The organism is Virgibacillus necropolis, assembly GCF_044793635.1.
Lineage (GTDB): Bacteria > Bacillota > Bacilli > Bacillales > Amphibacillaceae > Virgibacillus_F > Virgibacillus_F necropolis_A.
Genome location: NZ_CP084992.1, coordinates 2,552,492 through 2,566,507 on the forward strand (window position 1 = coordinate 2,552,492; position 14,016 = coordinate 2,566,507).

The window sequence follows — 14,016 nt, forward strand, 5'->3', positions numbered from 1 at the left end:
TACCCTATTTCTATAACCAGACACAAAAGCCTGGTCCTTACCTGTTATACAGTTTGAGATGTTTTTTCTTCTTCAATTCTATTTAATCTTTCTTGTACTTCTTCTTCTGTTAGTCCATGTTCCTGGACGTACATGTTACGAGGGCTTGTGCGACACTCGTGTGAACAACCACGTAAATACTTATGTTCATTTTCTTCAGAGCAAATCATTTGTCTGTTGCATGGAGGATGAGCACAATTTATATATCGTTCACATGGTTTACCATCAAAATAATCTACGCCAACGACAACATGTTCTTTACGATTAATTGGAACAGCAATTCGTTCGTCGAAAACATAACATTGACCATCCCATAGTTCTCCTTGTACCTCAGGATCTTTTCCGTACGTAACAATACCGCCATGTAACTGTGCTACGTCTTCGAAACCTTCTTTAACTAACCAGCCTGAAAACTTCTCACAACGAATCCCACCTGTACAATAGGTTAAAATTCGCTTTCCTTCAATAAGGTGTTTGTTCTGCTGAACCCATTCAGGTAAATCGCGGAACGTTTCGATTTCAGGACGGATGGCCCCTCGAAAATGTCCTAGATCAAACTCGTAATCATTGCGAGCGTCTAATACGATTGTATCTTCGTCCTGCATAGCTTCAAAAAATTCTTTTGGATTTAAATGTTTTCCAGTTGTTTGTTTTGGATTAACATCATCTTCTAGACGAAGTGTTACCAACTCATTACGTGGACGTACATGCATTTTTTTGAAAGCATGACCATCGTGTTCATCCACTTTAAACGTCATTTCTGCAAATCGTGGATCGTTGTGCATCGCGTCCATGTATTTTTGTGTTTGTTCAATGGTACCAGATACAGTTCCATTTATACCTTCCTGTGCTACTAAAATTCTACCCTTTAATTCCAAATCCTTACAAAATTGCAAGTGATCCATTGCAAATTGTTCCGGATCATCTATGTGTACATAGTTATAGTACAATAATACTTGATATTCCTTTGTGCTTGGCATTTTCGTTACCACCTATCATTTATATTTGCAAGATACAAATGCATAGTAGTCATTTCTTTTATATTCTTGCAAGGAACTATTTTATCAGTGATTGCCGGATTTTTCAACTTGTAATAGAAGTGCAACCCGTCTGTAGAAGGATGTATAGACGTGTTTTAAAGGTAAGAGGGGAATAAATAAGAAGCTCACATAAGCGAGCATCTTTATACAGGTTTCATTTTTAAAAAAACAACAGAATAACTTGCATTATTTTTTGGGAAAAGGTAAAATTAAAGGTGCAAAAGGAAATTGGAGTTTGAATAATACTTTACGATCTCTTATCAAAGTGGTGTAAAAGTATTTATGATTCAATTACTTTGCACGATATTTGTATAAGGAGGTCATTTTAATGACTGGTAAAGTAAAATGGTTTAATGCAGAAAAAGGATTCGGTTTCATCGAACGCGAGGATGGAGACGATGTATTCGTACACTTCTCAGCAATCCAATCTGAAGGTTTCAAGACTCTTGAAGAAGGTCAAGACGTTGAATTTGAAATCGTTGAAGGTAACCGTGGACCACAAGCAGCTAATGTAACTCAACTATAATAGATAATAAATAGAAGGTTTATCTCACTTAAGTGAGGTAAACCTTTTTTTATGGTCTTTGAAAACCCCTGGCTATGCCGGGGGTTCCGGAGAGCTTCTAGCGTGGGGTCAAAAAAAGCCTCACTTCGTGGTAAGATAAGGTTGGTTTCCCGACCACCAAATCTCACCATAGAAGGAGGCATGTCCAATGAAGGACAAGAATAGTTTAGCACACACGCAGTGGAGATGTAAGTATCATTTAGTTTTTGCACCAAAATATAGAAGACAAATTATCTATGGAAAATATAAAAAAAGTATAGGAGAAATAATCAGAGAACTCTGCGAAAGAAAAGATGTTGAAATACACGAAGCAAATGCTTGCAGGGACCACGTCCATATGCTGGTGAGTATACCACCAAAATTGAGTGTATCTCAATTCATGGGTTACTTAAAAGGGAAAAGTAGTTTAATGATCTTTGACCGTCACGCCAACTTAAAGTATAGATATGGCAATCGAAAGTTCTGGTGTCGAGGCTACTTTGTAGATACGGTGGGAAGAAATAAAAATCAAAATCAAATCCAAGAATATATACGAAATCAGCTTAAAGAGGATTACATGAGTGATCAGTCAACTTTATTTGAAGAATTTGATCCGTTCACGGGGAAGAAAAATAAAAAGAAATAAGAGATTCTTTTAGAATCAGCGAGTGAGTGTGGTGCAGAAGGGAAAACCATTCAGTGGGCCTTTTAAGCCGAGGCCGGCAACAGAGGCTTTTAGCCGCAGAGCAAACCACCAGTTCACACTGGTGGTTTTGATTGCATTTAAGAAAGTATAAATCCTTTCTTACTGCATAAGTGCAACTAATAAGGCTTGGCGATAAGCCAAGTTTTCTAAGGTTTTAAAGGACGATAATGGGGATAGTTATACAGTTTCCTATCTAAACCCACTAGGTTATAATGAAGGTAGAATAAATTAGTATGGAGGTTTTGCCATGTCTTCGTTCAATTGGAATAAGGAAGCAGAATTACAGTGGGATAATCGGGCACAGTTCTGGAATGATCGTAGTGTGAATATGTGGGATAATGGAAGTAGGAAAGATATAATTCCATTTGTTAAAAAACATATGACAAAAGGAAGTAAAGTGTACGATATCGGTTGTGGGGATGGATATGGTTCCTATAAATTGTATAACACTGGGTATGATGTTGTTGGTATGGATCTCTCTAGTGAAATGATTACCCGGGCTAAGGAACGGATTTCCGGTAATGAAATTTCCTTCATTCAGGGCGATGTCATGAATTTGCCGTTCGAAAAGGAAAGCTGTGATGGGATTATGTCGATCAATGTTTTGGAGTGGACAGAAGTTCCGGCAAATGCACTTAAGCAGTTGAGACGCGTCTTAAAAAAAGATGGATTTCTTTGTGTTGGTATACTGGGGCCAACTGCAGGACCACGTACACATAGTTATCCACGAGTATATGGCGAAAAGGCCATTGCAAATACGATGATGCCATGGGAGTTTCAAAAACTTGCGCAGGAAAATAATTTTACATATATAGATGGTTTTGGTGTTTATCGGGATGGGATAAAGGCGCAGAATCATGAGGGTTTACCAATAGATTTAAAACAGGCTTTAACATTTTTATGGGTATTTATGTTACGAAAAGAAGGTGAATGAAGTGGATCGAAAAGAAATGGAAGACAAAGTTATCGAGAGCTATCAAAACGATGAAAAAATGATGATCTTGATATACGCTCAGTGGTGTATAAACAATGATTTAGAACCAAAGGACCTATATGAACAGGCATATCCATCACAAATGAAAAACAATGCTTTAAAAGAAGCGCTTGAATTAACGGTACCAAAAAAAGAGTCAGAAGAAATTCCTGACTCAACAGTACTAAATGTATTACAGCTTTTTGGTAATGATGATTTAGCATTTATCGTGCAAGAGCAAGTTGACAACCGTAAAAAGTAATTTACTTATCAAAAAGCTTAATCAAGGCCTGGGTTCCACTGTTATTTTCACCTAGCTCAGCTAATTCTGTGTATAGTTCTAACGAGAGCTCGAGTCCAGGTGTTAATACCCCTATGTCTTTTGCAGATTCAAGTGCAATCCGCATATCTTTAATAAAATGCTTCACGAAGAAACCAGGGGAATAGTCACCTTTTATCATTCTGGGTGCAAGGTTTGATAATGACCAGCTACCCGCAGCACCGGTTGTAATGCTTTCTAAAACTCTTTCCGGATCGAGTCCAGCTTTTTTTGCATATACAATCGCTTCACAGACACCCATCATGTTGGATGCAATTGTGATTTGGTTGCAAAGCTTGGTATGCTGACCTGCTCCCGCTTTCCCTTGATGAATAATGTTACTTCCCATCACTTCGAAAAGTGGTAGCAATTCTTGATAAACTTCAGTATCTCCACCAATCATAATCGATAAAGTTCCATTTTGTGCGCCAATGTCACCGCCTGATACTGGTGCATCAAGTGCAAAAAGTCCACGCTTCGAAGCCTCATCAGATATCTTTTCGGCCAAAGCGGGCTTTGATGTCGTCATATCAATTACATATGTATTTTGCTTTGCATTTTCCAGGATCCCTTTTCCGCCAAAATACACGGCTTCAACATCGCTTGGATACCCGACCATTGTAATGATTACATCTACATCAGATGCAAGCCCATCCACAGATTTTTTCCAAACAGCACCTTTTTCAACAAGTACTTTAGCTTTTTCCTTGGTACGTGTATAAATATGTACTGGGAAGCCTGCATCCAACAAATTCTTCGCCATGCTTTTCCCCATTACACCAATTCCGATAAATCCTATTGTTTTATTTGTATGCATCATTATAAAACCTCCTATTTACTAATTCGACATGTCATAGTATATACCTTTTTTAACCAGAAGTATTGCAATCATTTCCAACCTATGGTAGCCTTTAAACACAATATATTGTTCATTTTTTAAAAAACACATACTATATATAGTTTTATCCTACAAGCGTTGGTGGCCAATGTTGATGGCCTTAATAGGGAATCTGGTGCAAAACCAGAACTGTCCCCGCAACTGTAAATGTGGACGAACGAGATTATTTTCCACTGCATCTCTAGCTTAACGGCATTGATACGGGAAGGAGCTCAAGTAGATTAACACATAAGTCAGGAAACCTGCCAAGTCTTGTGAAAAGTTTCAATTCTTCGGGGCCAAAGAATACGAAACGATGGAGAAGTGGATCTTTCTGTCGTTTTAACCGTTCATGGCCGCGTGGCATGGACGGTTTTTTAATATCTTAAAAAGGAGTTGTACAGCTATGCAAACTGCGATAAGACCAAAAAACTGGAAGGGATTTTTAGAAGAAAAGTTAGAGGGGTCGTTTCCATCTATTCCTATCCAAGCATTTCTAAATAAAGGTACCACTGCAAGCGTCTCTACTGAAGAATGGGTGAATCAGCTCACATTAGAGGCACTAGCAAACATAGATGAGGAAAATCCTGACTGGACATACGTGGCAGCAACTATATATTCGGAGTGGTTGTACAAGCAAGCGGCAATCAACCGTAACTATAATTATGAAAAAAAATATGGATCTCTTTACCGCTTAATTAACGAAATAACGGAAGTTGGAATATATGACCCAGCACTTCTACATACCTATTCGAAAGAGGAAATCGATCACCTGGAAAAAGTTATCGAACCGGAACGTGACAAGCTTTTTACTTTTATCGGACTAAAAACATTGGCCGACCGTTACCTGGCAAAGGATTATCAGAAGCAAATTTTTGAATTACCACAAGAACGATTCATGATTATTGCAATGACGATCATGCAAAAGGAGCCGAAGGACAAACGGTTGGAATTAGTAGAACAGGCTTATTGGGCAATGAGTAATTTATATATGACGGTTGCAACGCCAACACTTGCAAATGCAGGAAAAAGCTATGGACAATTGTCCAGCTGTTTTATTGATACATTGGATGATAGTCTGCAAAGTATTTACGACAGTAATACTGACATTGCCAATTTATCAAAAAATGGTGGTGGAATCGGTGTTTACTTAGGGAAAATACGTAGTAGCGGAAGCATGATTAAAGGTTTTAAGGGCGCATCTTCAGGTGTTATTCCATGGATGAAACAGCTGAATAATACAGCAGTTAGTGTGGATCAATTAGGACAACGAAAAGGTGCAATTTGCGTATATTTAGATGTTTGGCATAAAGACATTCATTCATTTTTAGATGCCAAACTGAACAATGGTGATGAGCGACTTCGAACCCACGATTTATTTACTGGTGTAACGTTACCAGATTTATTTATGGAAAAAGTTGAAGCAAGAGATGACTGGTACTTATTTGATCCACATGAGGTACGAACAGTGATGGGATATTCGCTAGAAGACTTTTACGATGAAGAAAATCAGAATGGATCATTTCGTGCAAAATATGCAGAATGTATTGCAAATCCGAATCTTTCTAAAGAAGCAGTTCCGGCGATAGAAATAATGAAAAGTATTATGAAGAGTCAGCTAGAAACAGGTGGCCCATTTCTATTTTATCGTGATGAGGTAAACCGCCAAAACGTAAATAAGCATATAGGCATGATTTATTGTAGCAATCTGTGTACAGAGATTATGCAAAACCAAAGCCCAACGATGTTCATCGATCAGCAAACAAATGACGGCAAAATTATGATTACGAAAGAGCCAGGCGATTTTGTTGTATGCAATTTATCTTCCATTAATTTGGGACGAGCAGTGGTGGATGATGTATTAGAAAAACTCATACCAATCCAAGTGCGTATGCTGGATAATGTCATTGATTTAAATAATATCCCAGTATTACAGGCCGAATATACGAATAAACGCTATCGTGCGATAGGACTCGGGACGTTTGGCTGGCATCATTTATTGGCGAAGAAATGTATGAAATGGGAAAGTGCTGCATCCGTTGAATATGCAGACCGTTTATATGAAAAGATTGCGTTTTTAACAATCCATGCAAGTATGAATTTGGCTATAGAGAAAGAGGAATATCCACTTTTCGATGGGTCGGAATGGCACACCGGAAAATATTTTGAACGTAAAGGGTATGTGAATCAAGTAGATTCGGAATTAGCTTGGGATAAACTGCAGGAGGACGTACAAAAGCATGGCATAAGAAATAGTTATTTAATGGCTATTGCACCGAATTCCTCGACTTCTTTAATCGCTGGGAGCACAGCTAGCATTGATCCGATTTTTAGAAAATTCTACTCAGAAGAGAAAAAAGACTTTAAAATCCCAGTTACTGCACCTGATTTAAGCCCAGAAACAACGTGGTATTATAAATCTGCTTATTTAATTGACCAGCAATGGAGTGTTGCGCAAAATGCCGCTCGTCAAAAACATATTGACCAAGGTATTTCCTTTAATATATATGTACCAAATGGTGTACAGGCGCGCGAACTGTTAGATATCCATCTACAGGCCTGGAAGTCAGGGTTTAAAACAACATACTACTTGCGGTCTACATCATCGGAAATTGAAGAATGTGAATCGTGTTCCAGCTAAGAACAAAAGCGCAAGCGCCTGGTTATTGCCGTATGACCTGGACGGAACCGTATGAGATAAAGGAAACACGAAGAGCGTAAGCGATTCGATGTTGACTTATCGTAAGGAGGTGCCGGAAGGGCACTAGGCAATGGGCGCTGGAGCTGGACGTGGCTGACTAGGTAGATCAGTTATCCACAGTTACAAAATTTTATAGTACGCTAAACAGTAAAATAGGAGGGGAAATAATGTCTTCATCGATTCAAACTCGCACAATCATGGACAAGCAAGCACCAAATCGTTCGACAAAGATCATTAATGGCAAAAGCTCTAATATTTTAAATTGGGATGATGTCAGATTCGCTTGGGCATATCCGAAATATAAAAAAATGCTGGGGAATTTTTGGACACCATTTGAGATAAATATGGCACAGGATAAAAAACAAATTCAAACACTTACAGATGATGAACAAGAGGCTTTTCTCAAAATAATTGGGTTGTTGGCTTTACTTGATAGTATTCAAACTGATTATGCAGGAAGAGTAGCTGACTACTTAACGGATTCAAGCTTAAATGCGCTGATGATTATTTTGGCACAGCAAGAAGTTATCCATAATCATTCGTATTCATATGTTTTATCAAGCTTAGTTTCAAAGTCGAAACAGGATGAGGTATTTGATTTTTGGCGAAGTGAGCCTGTTTTAGAAAGGCGGAATGACTTTATTACAAATGGATATAAAGAGTTTGTGGAAAATCCAACAGTGGAAAGTTTGTTGAAATCCATTGTCTATGATGTCATTTTGGAAGGGCTGTTCTTTTACTCCGGCTTTGCATTTTTCTACCATCTAGCCCGAAATCAAAAAATGGTCGCTACGTCTACGATGATCAATTATATAAACCGGGATGAGCAAATACATGTAGATTTATTTGTGAAAATTTATAAAGAGGTATTAGTTGAATACCCGGAATATGATTCAGATGAAATGAGTTCCTTTGTTCACGAAACTTTTAAGGAAGCGGCAGAGCTGGAAATTGAATGGGCAAACTACATTATTGGCGATAAAATTACCGGGATTAATATTCAGGATGTAGAAGCTTATATTAAGTTTTATGCTAACATTCGATGTAAGCAGCTTGGCTACGAAAGACCATACCCAGAATACAGGAAAAATCCTTTACGCTGGATTAAAGCATATGAGGAAGTAGACCTTGGAAAATCGGATTTCTTTGAACAAAAACCAAGACAATATACAAAAGTAAACTATAGTGATAATGGATTTGATGACCTTTAATAGGGAAAGCAGCTTCTAGTATAGGAGCTGCTTTTCTGCTATTATGAAAAGAAAAAAAGGTGATCTGATTTGGACTGGAAGGTAAAGGAGTTTCAAGCGTTATCAAATGATGAATTATATAGCATTATGAAAGCAAGAGTAGATGTGTTTGTTGTTGAACAAGAATGCGCTTATGAGGAGATAGACAACTACGACCAGGCAGCTATGCATTATTTTTTAACAATCGACAATCAGATTGCTGCATACGTACGGATTTTGCCAAGTAAAACGAAGTATGATGAAATATCAATTGGCCGAGTTTTAGTTACGAAATCGTACCGTGGTAATGGGTATGCTAAATTAGTTATGGAAAAAGCAATTCAATATGTAGTGAACGAATGGCAGGAGGATAAAATAAAAATTCAAGCACAAGAATACCTGCATAGGTTCTACTCAGAACTAGGATTTATTCAGACCTCAACTGTTTATTTAGATGATAATATTCCCCACATTGACATGATTTGGGGAAAAAACCAATAGCTTTTAACCGCATGAATACTGGTCTTTTGCACAAATTATAGGTAGCACTAATTTGCATCTATTTTGGAGGGGAAAAGACTATGCTTTCAAGTGAGCAAATATCAAATTTTAAAAGTCAATTAGTAAAAAGACAGATGGAATTGTTTGATCAAATGGAGTCTGAAGGAGAATATTCCAGAAGAAATCAAGAGCTCTCCAATTATGACAATCATCCAGCTGATATGGGGACGGAAATGTTTGATCTGGAAAGAGACCAAGCATTGTCGCAGCATGCAGAAATTGAACTTAAAGAAATCAATGAAGCATTGTCGGCCATTGAGGAAGGTACGTATGGTATATGCCGAACATGTGGAAATGACATACCACTTGAGCGATTAGAAGCGGTTATAACAGCGGATCAGTGCTTTACCCATGCCAACAGGGCGGGGTTTGTTACGTATCGCCCCGTTGAAGAGGATATTTTAACACCTGATCTTCATCAACACACAAACGAAACACAAACTGGATATGACAGGGAAGACGCATGGCAGGATGTTGGAAGGTATGGCTCATCCGATACTCCTTCCGATCTTGGTGGGAATCATGATTATGATGACTATAATGAAATGTATATCAACAGTGATGAAAATATAGGAATCGTGGATGATGCAGAAGGACTTGGTAGGGCAACCTTTGATGGTCATCGAGATGAATGATTGAAAAAAGGTTGGAGAATGATTCTCCAGCCTTTTTCATGTCTACAGAACAAGTCCATAAAGGGCAATACCGGCTTGGGCAAGCAAATAAGTGAAACTAAATTTCACACTTTTTCGTATATATAATAAAGGAGTGGTTTTATGGGAGATAATAAAGGTTGTTTAAAATGTGGAAGTACAGATGCTGATCAAAAAGAGGTTGCGATGTCAGGGACAGGTTTATCAAAAATGTTCGATGTGCAACATAATCAATTCATCGTAATCTACTGTAAAAACTGTGGTTACTCGGAATTTTATAATAAGAAAAGCTCTTCGGGTAGTAACATACTTGATCTATTTTTCGGTTAAGAACAAAAGGACAAAAGGGCAAGCGAATCGATATTTTATACTTGCCTTACATATTTAAAAACTCTTGTCGAAAATCAGACAAGAGTTTTTAAAACCAGTTTTTACTGACCAATAATGCCACCCAATGGATTCATTAAATTGATGATAGATGTTGAAATGGATTGCAAAATTAGGCTGGCAGCTAAAATGTTAAGGATATATATCACAATTAATAAATAAATACGGTCAATGCCTAGTGTTGGCTGATCAAATAAAATAAATGTTGGGATTAATAAAAGAGCCCCAAGTACACTAACAGAAATTACTATTATACCAATGGAATAAAGATTAATTAACGTTAGAATGGAACCTGCTACGAGTAATAACAAAAATGGTATTAGGTAGCCACCAAATTTAGCAACAGTTGCTTGGTATGAATACTCACTGGCAGTCAACTTTAAGGCGACAAAGGTTAAAGAAATGATAACTGCAAATAAAATAGTAAATTTAAGGAAAGGCCATAAGAACCCATCTGTAAATGGTAAAGATTGTGGAGAGGGGCCACCAAACATCCCACCGATATTCCCAAATGTATTAAGAAGACTATCGACCATTAAATAATAGCCTAACGCAAACAACAGGGAATAAATTACGATAGATATGATGCCGGATACAAGATCATTTCCATTAGCGCGGTCTACGTCACTTGGCTTTTTTAAAAGCGTTAGAAAAAAGTGACCAAAGTTAGAAGCGGATTCTTTTAACTTTTCTACTGCTTCATTTGTTTGTTTTGGTTGATCGTTGTTTTGTTGTGTTGATTCTTGTTGTTCCACTATTGCTGTTACTTCATTTGCTTCCTCAGCAACTGCTGATTCATTCTGTGTAATCAACGCACCACAGTTCGTACAGAACTTACCCTGCTCTGTTTGCTGAAAGCAATTTGGACATTGCATAAACTCACTTCCTTTAATTATAGGTATATATGTACTAGTGACTATATATATGTTCGACATTGTTTGCAAATATCCTTGTATTTTTTTTTATAAAATATAATTATTGCGCAGATTAATTTATTATTTTTCTTTTAGGCTCTTTTCGTACGCATTGTTGCTTTTTCATCTTCATAGTTGATATAAACTGCGACATAACTTCTATCTGAGTTAGAACTGTAGTAATGATAATGGAAACAAGTTACTAAGGCAGCCGCAGCCCGTATACACTTCGCTTTTCGCGGGCGGCTGGTGAGCCTCCTTGTGCTAACGCACTGCGTAGTCTCACCGATGCCTGTCCTCCCGCAGAAGTCTACGTGTATACGGGCTGCTGGTATAATTTTTGCCAATAACAGCTATTCATTAGTTGAAAGAAATGACCAAGAATGCTTAGGTAATAGCTTTGCCAGTTCAGGTGAGTGGAGGGCGGTGACTCCTGCGGGAACAGCGCGTGTCCGAAGACCCCGCAGAGTGGTCGATGATGAAGGCCGACTAAAACCGTCCTTTGCGGACAACGTCGGCATACCCCTTGCCGGGGCAAGGAGGCTAAGGCCGTGCCCGCGGAAAGCATCTGCCCGGAGCGATCCTGGACGGTAGCAATAGCACATGTCATTGGAAATCAACCAGCAGTTACGTCGCAGTATATATATCTATTCTCTCAAAAGCAACAATCTTTACGAAAACAGCCTTCTTTTAATCAACCCTTGATCAAATTATTAACTGTCTTCCATTATATCGATTTCCTATAAACCTTTAAATTAGAAAACTTGGCTTATCGCCAAGCCTTAGTTGCACTTATACAGTAAGAAAGGATTTCTTAACTGCCAAAAAAGGATGACCCAAATTGGATCATCCTCTCAATCAATTTATTGCTGTTGTGGTTCGCGTTCTACCAGTGTCAGTTCAATCGTCTGTGCTTTACCGTTTCGATAAACTTCCATTTCAACAGTGTCACCTATTTTTGTTTCCGTGTACAGGTATTTACGTAAGTCAAGAATAGATGTTATTTGTTGGCCATTGATTTTGGTAATAATATCAAACTGTTGTAGTCCGGATTCGGCAGCTGGAGAACCTGGCTGAACCCCCGCAACCACCATTCCACCTTTAACATCTTTTGGTAGTTCAATCTGTCCTCTGTATTGAACAGGAACTTGCTGAAGGGAAGCGGTGCTAATTCCAATATATGGACGAGCAACCTCTCCTTCATTTTCTAATTGCTTCATGATTGGAATCGCTGTATCGATTGGAATAGCGAAGCCGATACCTTCCACTGCTTCCTTAGCAATTTTCATGGAGTTGATGCCAATCACTTCGCCATCAGAATTAACAAGTGCTCCACCACTATTACCTGGATTAATTGCTGCATCTGTTTGAAGTACTTCTGTAACCCAATCAGGTTGTTTGTCTTTATTGATATCGATACTAACTGAACGTTCTTTCCCGCTAATGATTCCTTTAGTAACAGAGTTGGCAAAATTCATACCAAGTGGATTACCAATTGCTATTACTGTTTCACCGACCTTAACATCCTCAGATGAACCTAATTTCGCTACTGTTTCAATCTTTTTGCCATCTATTTGCAGGACAGCTAAATCTGTTAATGGATCTGATCCTAACACTTTTGCTTTAATTCGGTCATCATTATTTAAGACAACATTTACTTCTTTAGCACCTTCTACCACGTGATGGTTAGTTACAACGTATGCCTTTCCGTCTTCTTTTTTATAGATGATACCAGAACCAGATCCTACTTTTTGACTAGGCTCCCATGCGCTTTTTTGCTGAAGGTTAGTGATACCTACAACTGCCTTGGATACTTCTTCAATATTGGAAGCTATGTCCGTATTGCCAGTAGCAACTGTTTGGGCAATTTCAGGTGTTCCACTATCTTGAGTGGAGGATGAATTCCCAGCATTATTATTGTTTAATGGAATAATGTTGTTAGTGAATAATAATACGACAACAACAGCTGCAACGATTCCCCCAATTAGACCACCGAATAATACACCTGCACCAGACCTTTTAGGTTTAGCTTCCTTTTTCTTTTTTGAAGGCTGATTTGGTTTAGTCAAACCAGGATCAGCTTCTCTTCGTTCGTACCTAGTTTGAGGTTCGTCATCCTTTAGGTTAATTTCATCTATTTGATTTTCGTCATGATTGTTATTATCATACCGTTCCATGAATTTATCACCCTTTTTTGTTTTAATGTCTATATTCTTTCTATACTCCAAATTCTACATGCGTTCTTTGGCATGATTTTGGTAAGAATGTGGAAAAAGTATGTAATATACATATTTCTAAGCATTTGTGCTCCATATCATTATGCACAAACCCTGACTTATGTAAAAATATAATTATACATATGCAGTGAAGGAGGAGGGTTTATCATGAATTATCATATTGGGGTTGTCGAGGATGACATAAACATCCAAAATATTGTTTCTGCCTATTTAAGAAAAGAGGGTTTTACTATAACTGTGTTGGGTTCTGCTGAGGATGCCTGGCAATTATGGGAAACACAACCTCCTGATATGTGGATTTTAGATATTATGCTTCCTGGAATGGATGGATATGATTTTTGTAAAAAGGTACGAGAAGAAAGTGATGTACCAATTATTATTATTTCTGCTAAAGATGAAGAAATTGATAAGATTCTTGGTATTGAATTGGGTGGAGATGATTATTTAACGAAACCATTTAGTCCTCGTGAATTGGTTGCACGTGTGAAGCGTTTATTTAAGCGAGCGAGGCCAGCAAATCAAGAAACGGAACAAGATGTGGACAAAGTTAAGATAGATGATCTCCTGGTACGAAAAAATGATCGTCGCCTGTTTTGGAAGGGACAGGAAATTGAAGTAACAACGAAAGAATATGATATGTTACTTTTATTTGCTGAAAACGTAAATCGAGCATTCGCTAGAGAAGAACTACTGGTTAAAATATGGGGAAATGATTATTTTGGAAGTGACCGAGCGGTTGATGATTTAGTAAAACGTATTCGGAAAAAACTGGATGATATTCAACTTGAAACAGTTTGGGGATTTGGATATCGTCTGCGTAGCGAAGAGGAATAAGT

At 38.0% G+C, this 14,016-nt stretch carries 14 protein-coding genes and 1 riboswitch; of the genes, 10 read left to right on the forward strand and 4 right to left on the reverse strand.

The features are described from left to right. Positions 1 to 44 precede the first annotated feature (44 nt). Positions 45 to 1,019, reverse strand: coding sequence for a rhodanese-related sulfurtransferase (locus LG329_RS12390; RefSeq protein WP_404451134.1), 975 nt, complete (start codon positions 1,017 to 1,019; stop codon positions 45 to 47). Between the two features lie 388 nt (positions 1,020 to 1,407). Here LG329_RS12390 and LG329_RS12395 point away from each other — a divergent pair, with 388 nt between their 5' ends. The 4 genes from LG329_RS12395 to LG329_RS12410 all read left to right on the forward strand — a co-directional run bounded on the left by LG329_RS12395 (position 1,408) and on the right by LG329_RS12410 (position 3,564). Then, the gene (locus LG329_RS12395) at positions 1,408 to 1,605 is read left to right on the forward strand and encodes a cold shock domain-containing protein (RefSeq protein WP_404451135.1); all 198 of its coding nucleotides are present in this window, start codon (positions 1,408 to 1,410) and stop codon (positions 1,603 to 1,605) included. Between the two features lie 187 nt (positions 1,606 to 1,792). Further along, positions 1,793 to 2,269: an IS200/IS605-like element ISOih2 family transposase gene (gene tnpA / locus LG329_RS12400; protein WP_404451136.1), complete on the forward strand. Its 477-nt coding sequence runs from the start codon at positions 1,793 to 1,795 to the stop codon at positions 2,267 to 2,269. 307 nt (positions 2,270 to 2,576) lie between these two features. Continuing rightward, positions 2,577 to 3,263 carry a class I SAM-dependent methyltransferase gene (locus tag LG329_RS12405; RefSeq protein ID WP_404451137.1) on the forward strand — a complete coding sequence of 229 codons (687 nt, stop codon included), beginning with the start codon at positions 2,577 to 2,579 and terminating at the stop codon, positions 3,261 to 3,263. A 1-nt stretch (position 3,264) separates the two neighbouring features. Beyond that, entirely contained in the window at positions 3,265 to 3,564 is a 300-nt protein-coding gene (locus LG329_RS12410) for a hypothetical protein (protein ID WP_404451138.1), read from the forward strand. 1 nt (position 3,565) lies between these two features. Here the strand turns inward: LG329_RS12410 and LG329_RS12415 are convergent, their stop codons facing one another. Then, on the reverse strand, positions 3,566 to 4,441 hold the full coding sequence (locus LG329_RS12415) for an NAD(P)-dependent oxidoreductase (protein ID WP_404451140.1): 876 nt from the start codon (positions 4,439 to 4,441) through the stop codon (positions 3,566 to 3,568). A 140-nt stretch (positions 4,442 to 4,581) separates the two neighbouring features. Continuing rightward, positions 4,582 to 4,784, forward strand: a riboswitch (cobalamin riboswitch). A gap of 120 nt (positions 4,785 to 4,904) precedes the next feature. On the opposite strand from LG329_RS12415, the gene LG329_RS12420 reads away from it, so the two are divergent. The 5 genes from LG329_RS12420 (at position 4,905) to LG329_RS12440 (ending at position 9,972) form a co-directional block, all read left to right on the forward strand. Then, complete coding sequence (locus LG329_RS12420) at positions 4,905 to 7,139, forward strand: ribonucleoside-diphosphate reductase subunit alpha (protein WP_404451141.1); 2,235 nt, start codon at positions 4,905 to 4,907, stop codon at positions 7,137 to 7,139. Positions 7,140 to 7,366: 227 nt separating this feature from the next. Then, positions 7,367 to 8,410, forward strand: a complete 1,044-nt coding sequence (locus tag LG329_RS12425; protein ID WP_404451142.1) for a ribonucleotide-diphosphate reductase subunit beta — start codon at positions 7,367 to 7,369, stop codon at positions 8,408 to 8,410. 69 nt (positions 8,411 to 8,479) lie between these two features. Further along, positions 8,480 to 8,929 carry a GNAT family N-acetyltransferase gene (locus LG329_RS12430; RefSeq protein WP_404451143.1) on the forward strand — a complete coding sequence of 150 codons (450 nt, stop codon included), beginning with the start codon at positions 8,480 to 8,482 and terminating at the stop codon, positions 8,927 to 8,929. An 80-nt stretch (positions 8,930 to 9,009) separates the two neighbouring features. Then, positions 9,010 to 9,624, forward strand: coding sequence for a TraR/DksA C4-type zinc finger protein (locus tag LG329_RS12435; RefSeq protein ID WP_404451144.1), 615 nt, complete (start codon positions 9,010 to 9,012; stop codon positions 9,622 to 9,624). A gap of 141 nt (positions 9,625 to 9,765) precedes the next feature. Then, on the forward strand, positions 9,766 to 9,972 hold the full coding sequence (locus tag LG329_RS12440; protein WP_404451145.1) for a zinc ribbon domain-containing protein: 207 nt from the start codon (positions 9,766 to 9,768) through the stop codon (positions 9,970 to 9,972). 101 nt (positions 9,973 to 10,073) lie between these two features. On the opposite strand, the gene LG329_RS12445 is transcribed toward LG329_RS12440, so the two are convergent. Then, entirely contained in the window at positions 10,074 to 10,904 is an 831-nt protein-coding gene (locus tag LG329_RS12445; RefSeq protein WP_404451146.1) for a hypothetical protein, read from the reverse strand. Between the two features lie 902 nt (positions 10,905 to 11,806). Beyond that, positions 11,807 to 13,120, reverse strand: a complete 1,314-nt coding sequence (locus LG329_RS12450) for a S1C family serine protease (RefSeq protein WP_404451147.1) — start codon at positions 13,118 to 13,120, stop codon at positions 11,807 to 11,809. Positions 13,121 to 13,327: 207 nt separating this feature from the next. Here LG329_RS12450 and LG329_RS12455 point away from each other — a divergent pair, with 207 nt between their 5' ends. Beyond that, positions 13,328 to 14,014 carry a response regulator transcription factor gene (locus tag LG329_RS12455; RefSeq protein ID WP_404451148.1) on the forward strand — a complete coding sequence of 229 codons (687 nt, stop codon included), beginning with the start codon at positions 13,328 to 13,330 and terminating at the stop codon, positions 14,012 to 14,014. Positions 14,015 to 14,016 lie beyond the last annotated feature (2 nt).

What these genes read in the sequence shown, in the direction of transcription:
- LG329_RS12390 (WP_404451134.1), bottom strand. Translation starts at nt 1,019, where the DNA reads ATGCCAAGCACAAAGGAATATCAAGTATTATTGTACTATAACTATGTA.
- LG329_RS12395 (WP_404451135.1), top strand. Translation starts at nt 1,408, where the DNA reads ATGACTGGTAAAGTAAAATGGTTTAATGCAGAAAAAGGATTCGGTTTC.
- tnpA (WP_404451136.1), top strand. Translation starts at nt 1,793, where the DNA reads ATGAAGGACAAGAATAGTTTAGCACACACGCAGTGGAGATGTAAGTAT.
- LG329_RS12405 (WP_404451137.1), top strand. Translation starts at nt 2,577, where the DNA reads ATGTCTTCGTTCAATTGGAATAAGGAAGCAGAATTACAGTGGGATAAT.
- LG329_RS12415 (WP_404451140.1), bottom strand. Translation starts at nt 4,441, where the DNA reads ATGATGCATACAAATAAAACAATAGGATTTATCGGAATTGGTGTAATG.
- LG329_RS12420 (WP_404451141.1), top strand. Translation starts at nt 4,905, where the DNA reads ATGCAAACTGCGATAAGACCAAAAAACTGGAAGGGATTTTTAGAAGAA.
- LG329_RS12425 (WP_404451142.1), top strand. Translation starts at nt 7,367, where the DNA reads ATGTCTTCATCGATTCAAACTCGCACAATCATGGACAAGCAAGCACCA.
- LG329_RS12435 (WP_404451144.1), top strand. Translation starts at nt 9,010, where the DNA reads ATGCTTTCAAGTGAGCAAATATCAAATTTTAAAAGTCAATTAGTAAAA.
- LG329_RS12440 (WP_404451145.1), top strand. Translation starts at nt 9,766, where the DNA reads ATGGGAGATAATAAAGGTTGTTTAAAATGTGGAAGTACAGATGCTGAT.
- LG329_RS12445 (WP_404451146.1), bottom strand. Translation starts at nt 10,904, where the DNA reads ATGCAATGTCCAAATTGCTTTCAGCAAACAGAGCAGGGTAAGTTCTGT.
- LG329_RS12450 (WP_404451147.1), bottom strand. Translation starts at nt 13,120, where the DNA reads ATGGAACGGTATGATAATAACAATCATGACGAAAATCAAATAGATGAA.
- LG329_RS12455 (WP_404451148.1), top strand. Translation starts at nt 13,328, where the DNA reads ATGAATTATCATATTGGGGTTGTCGAGGATGACATAAACATCCAAAAT.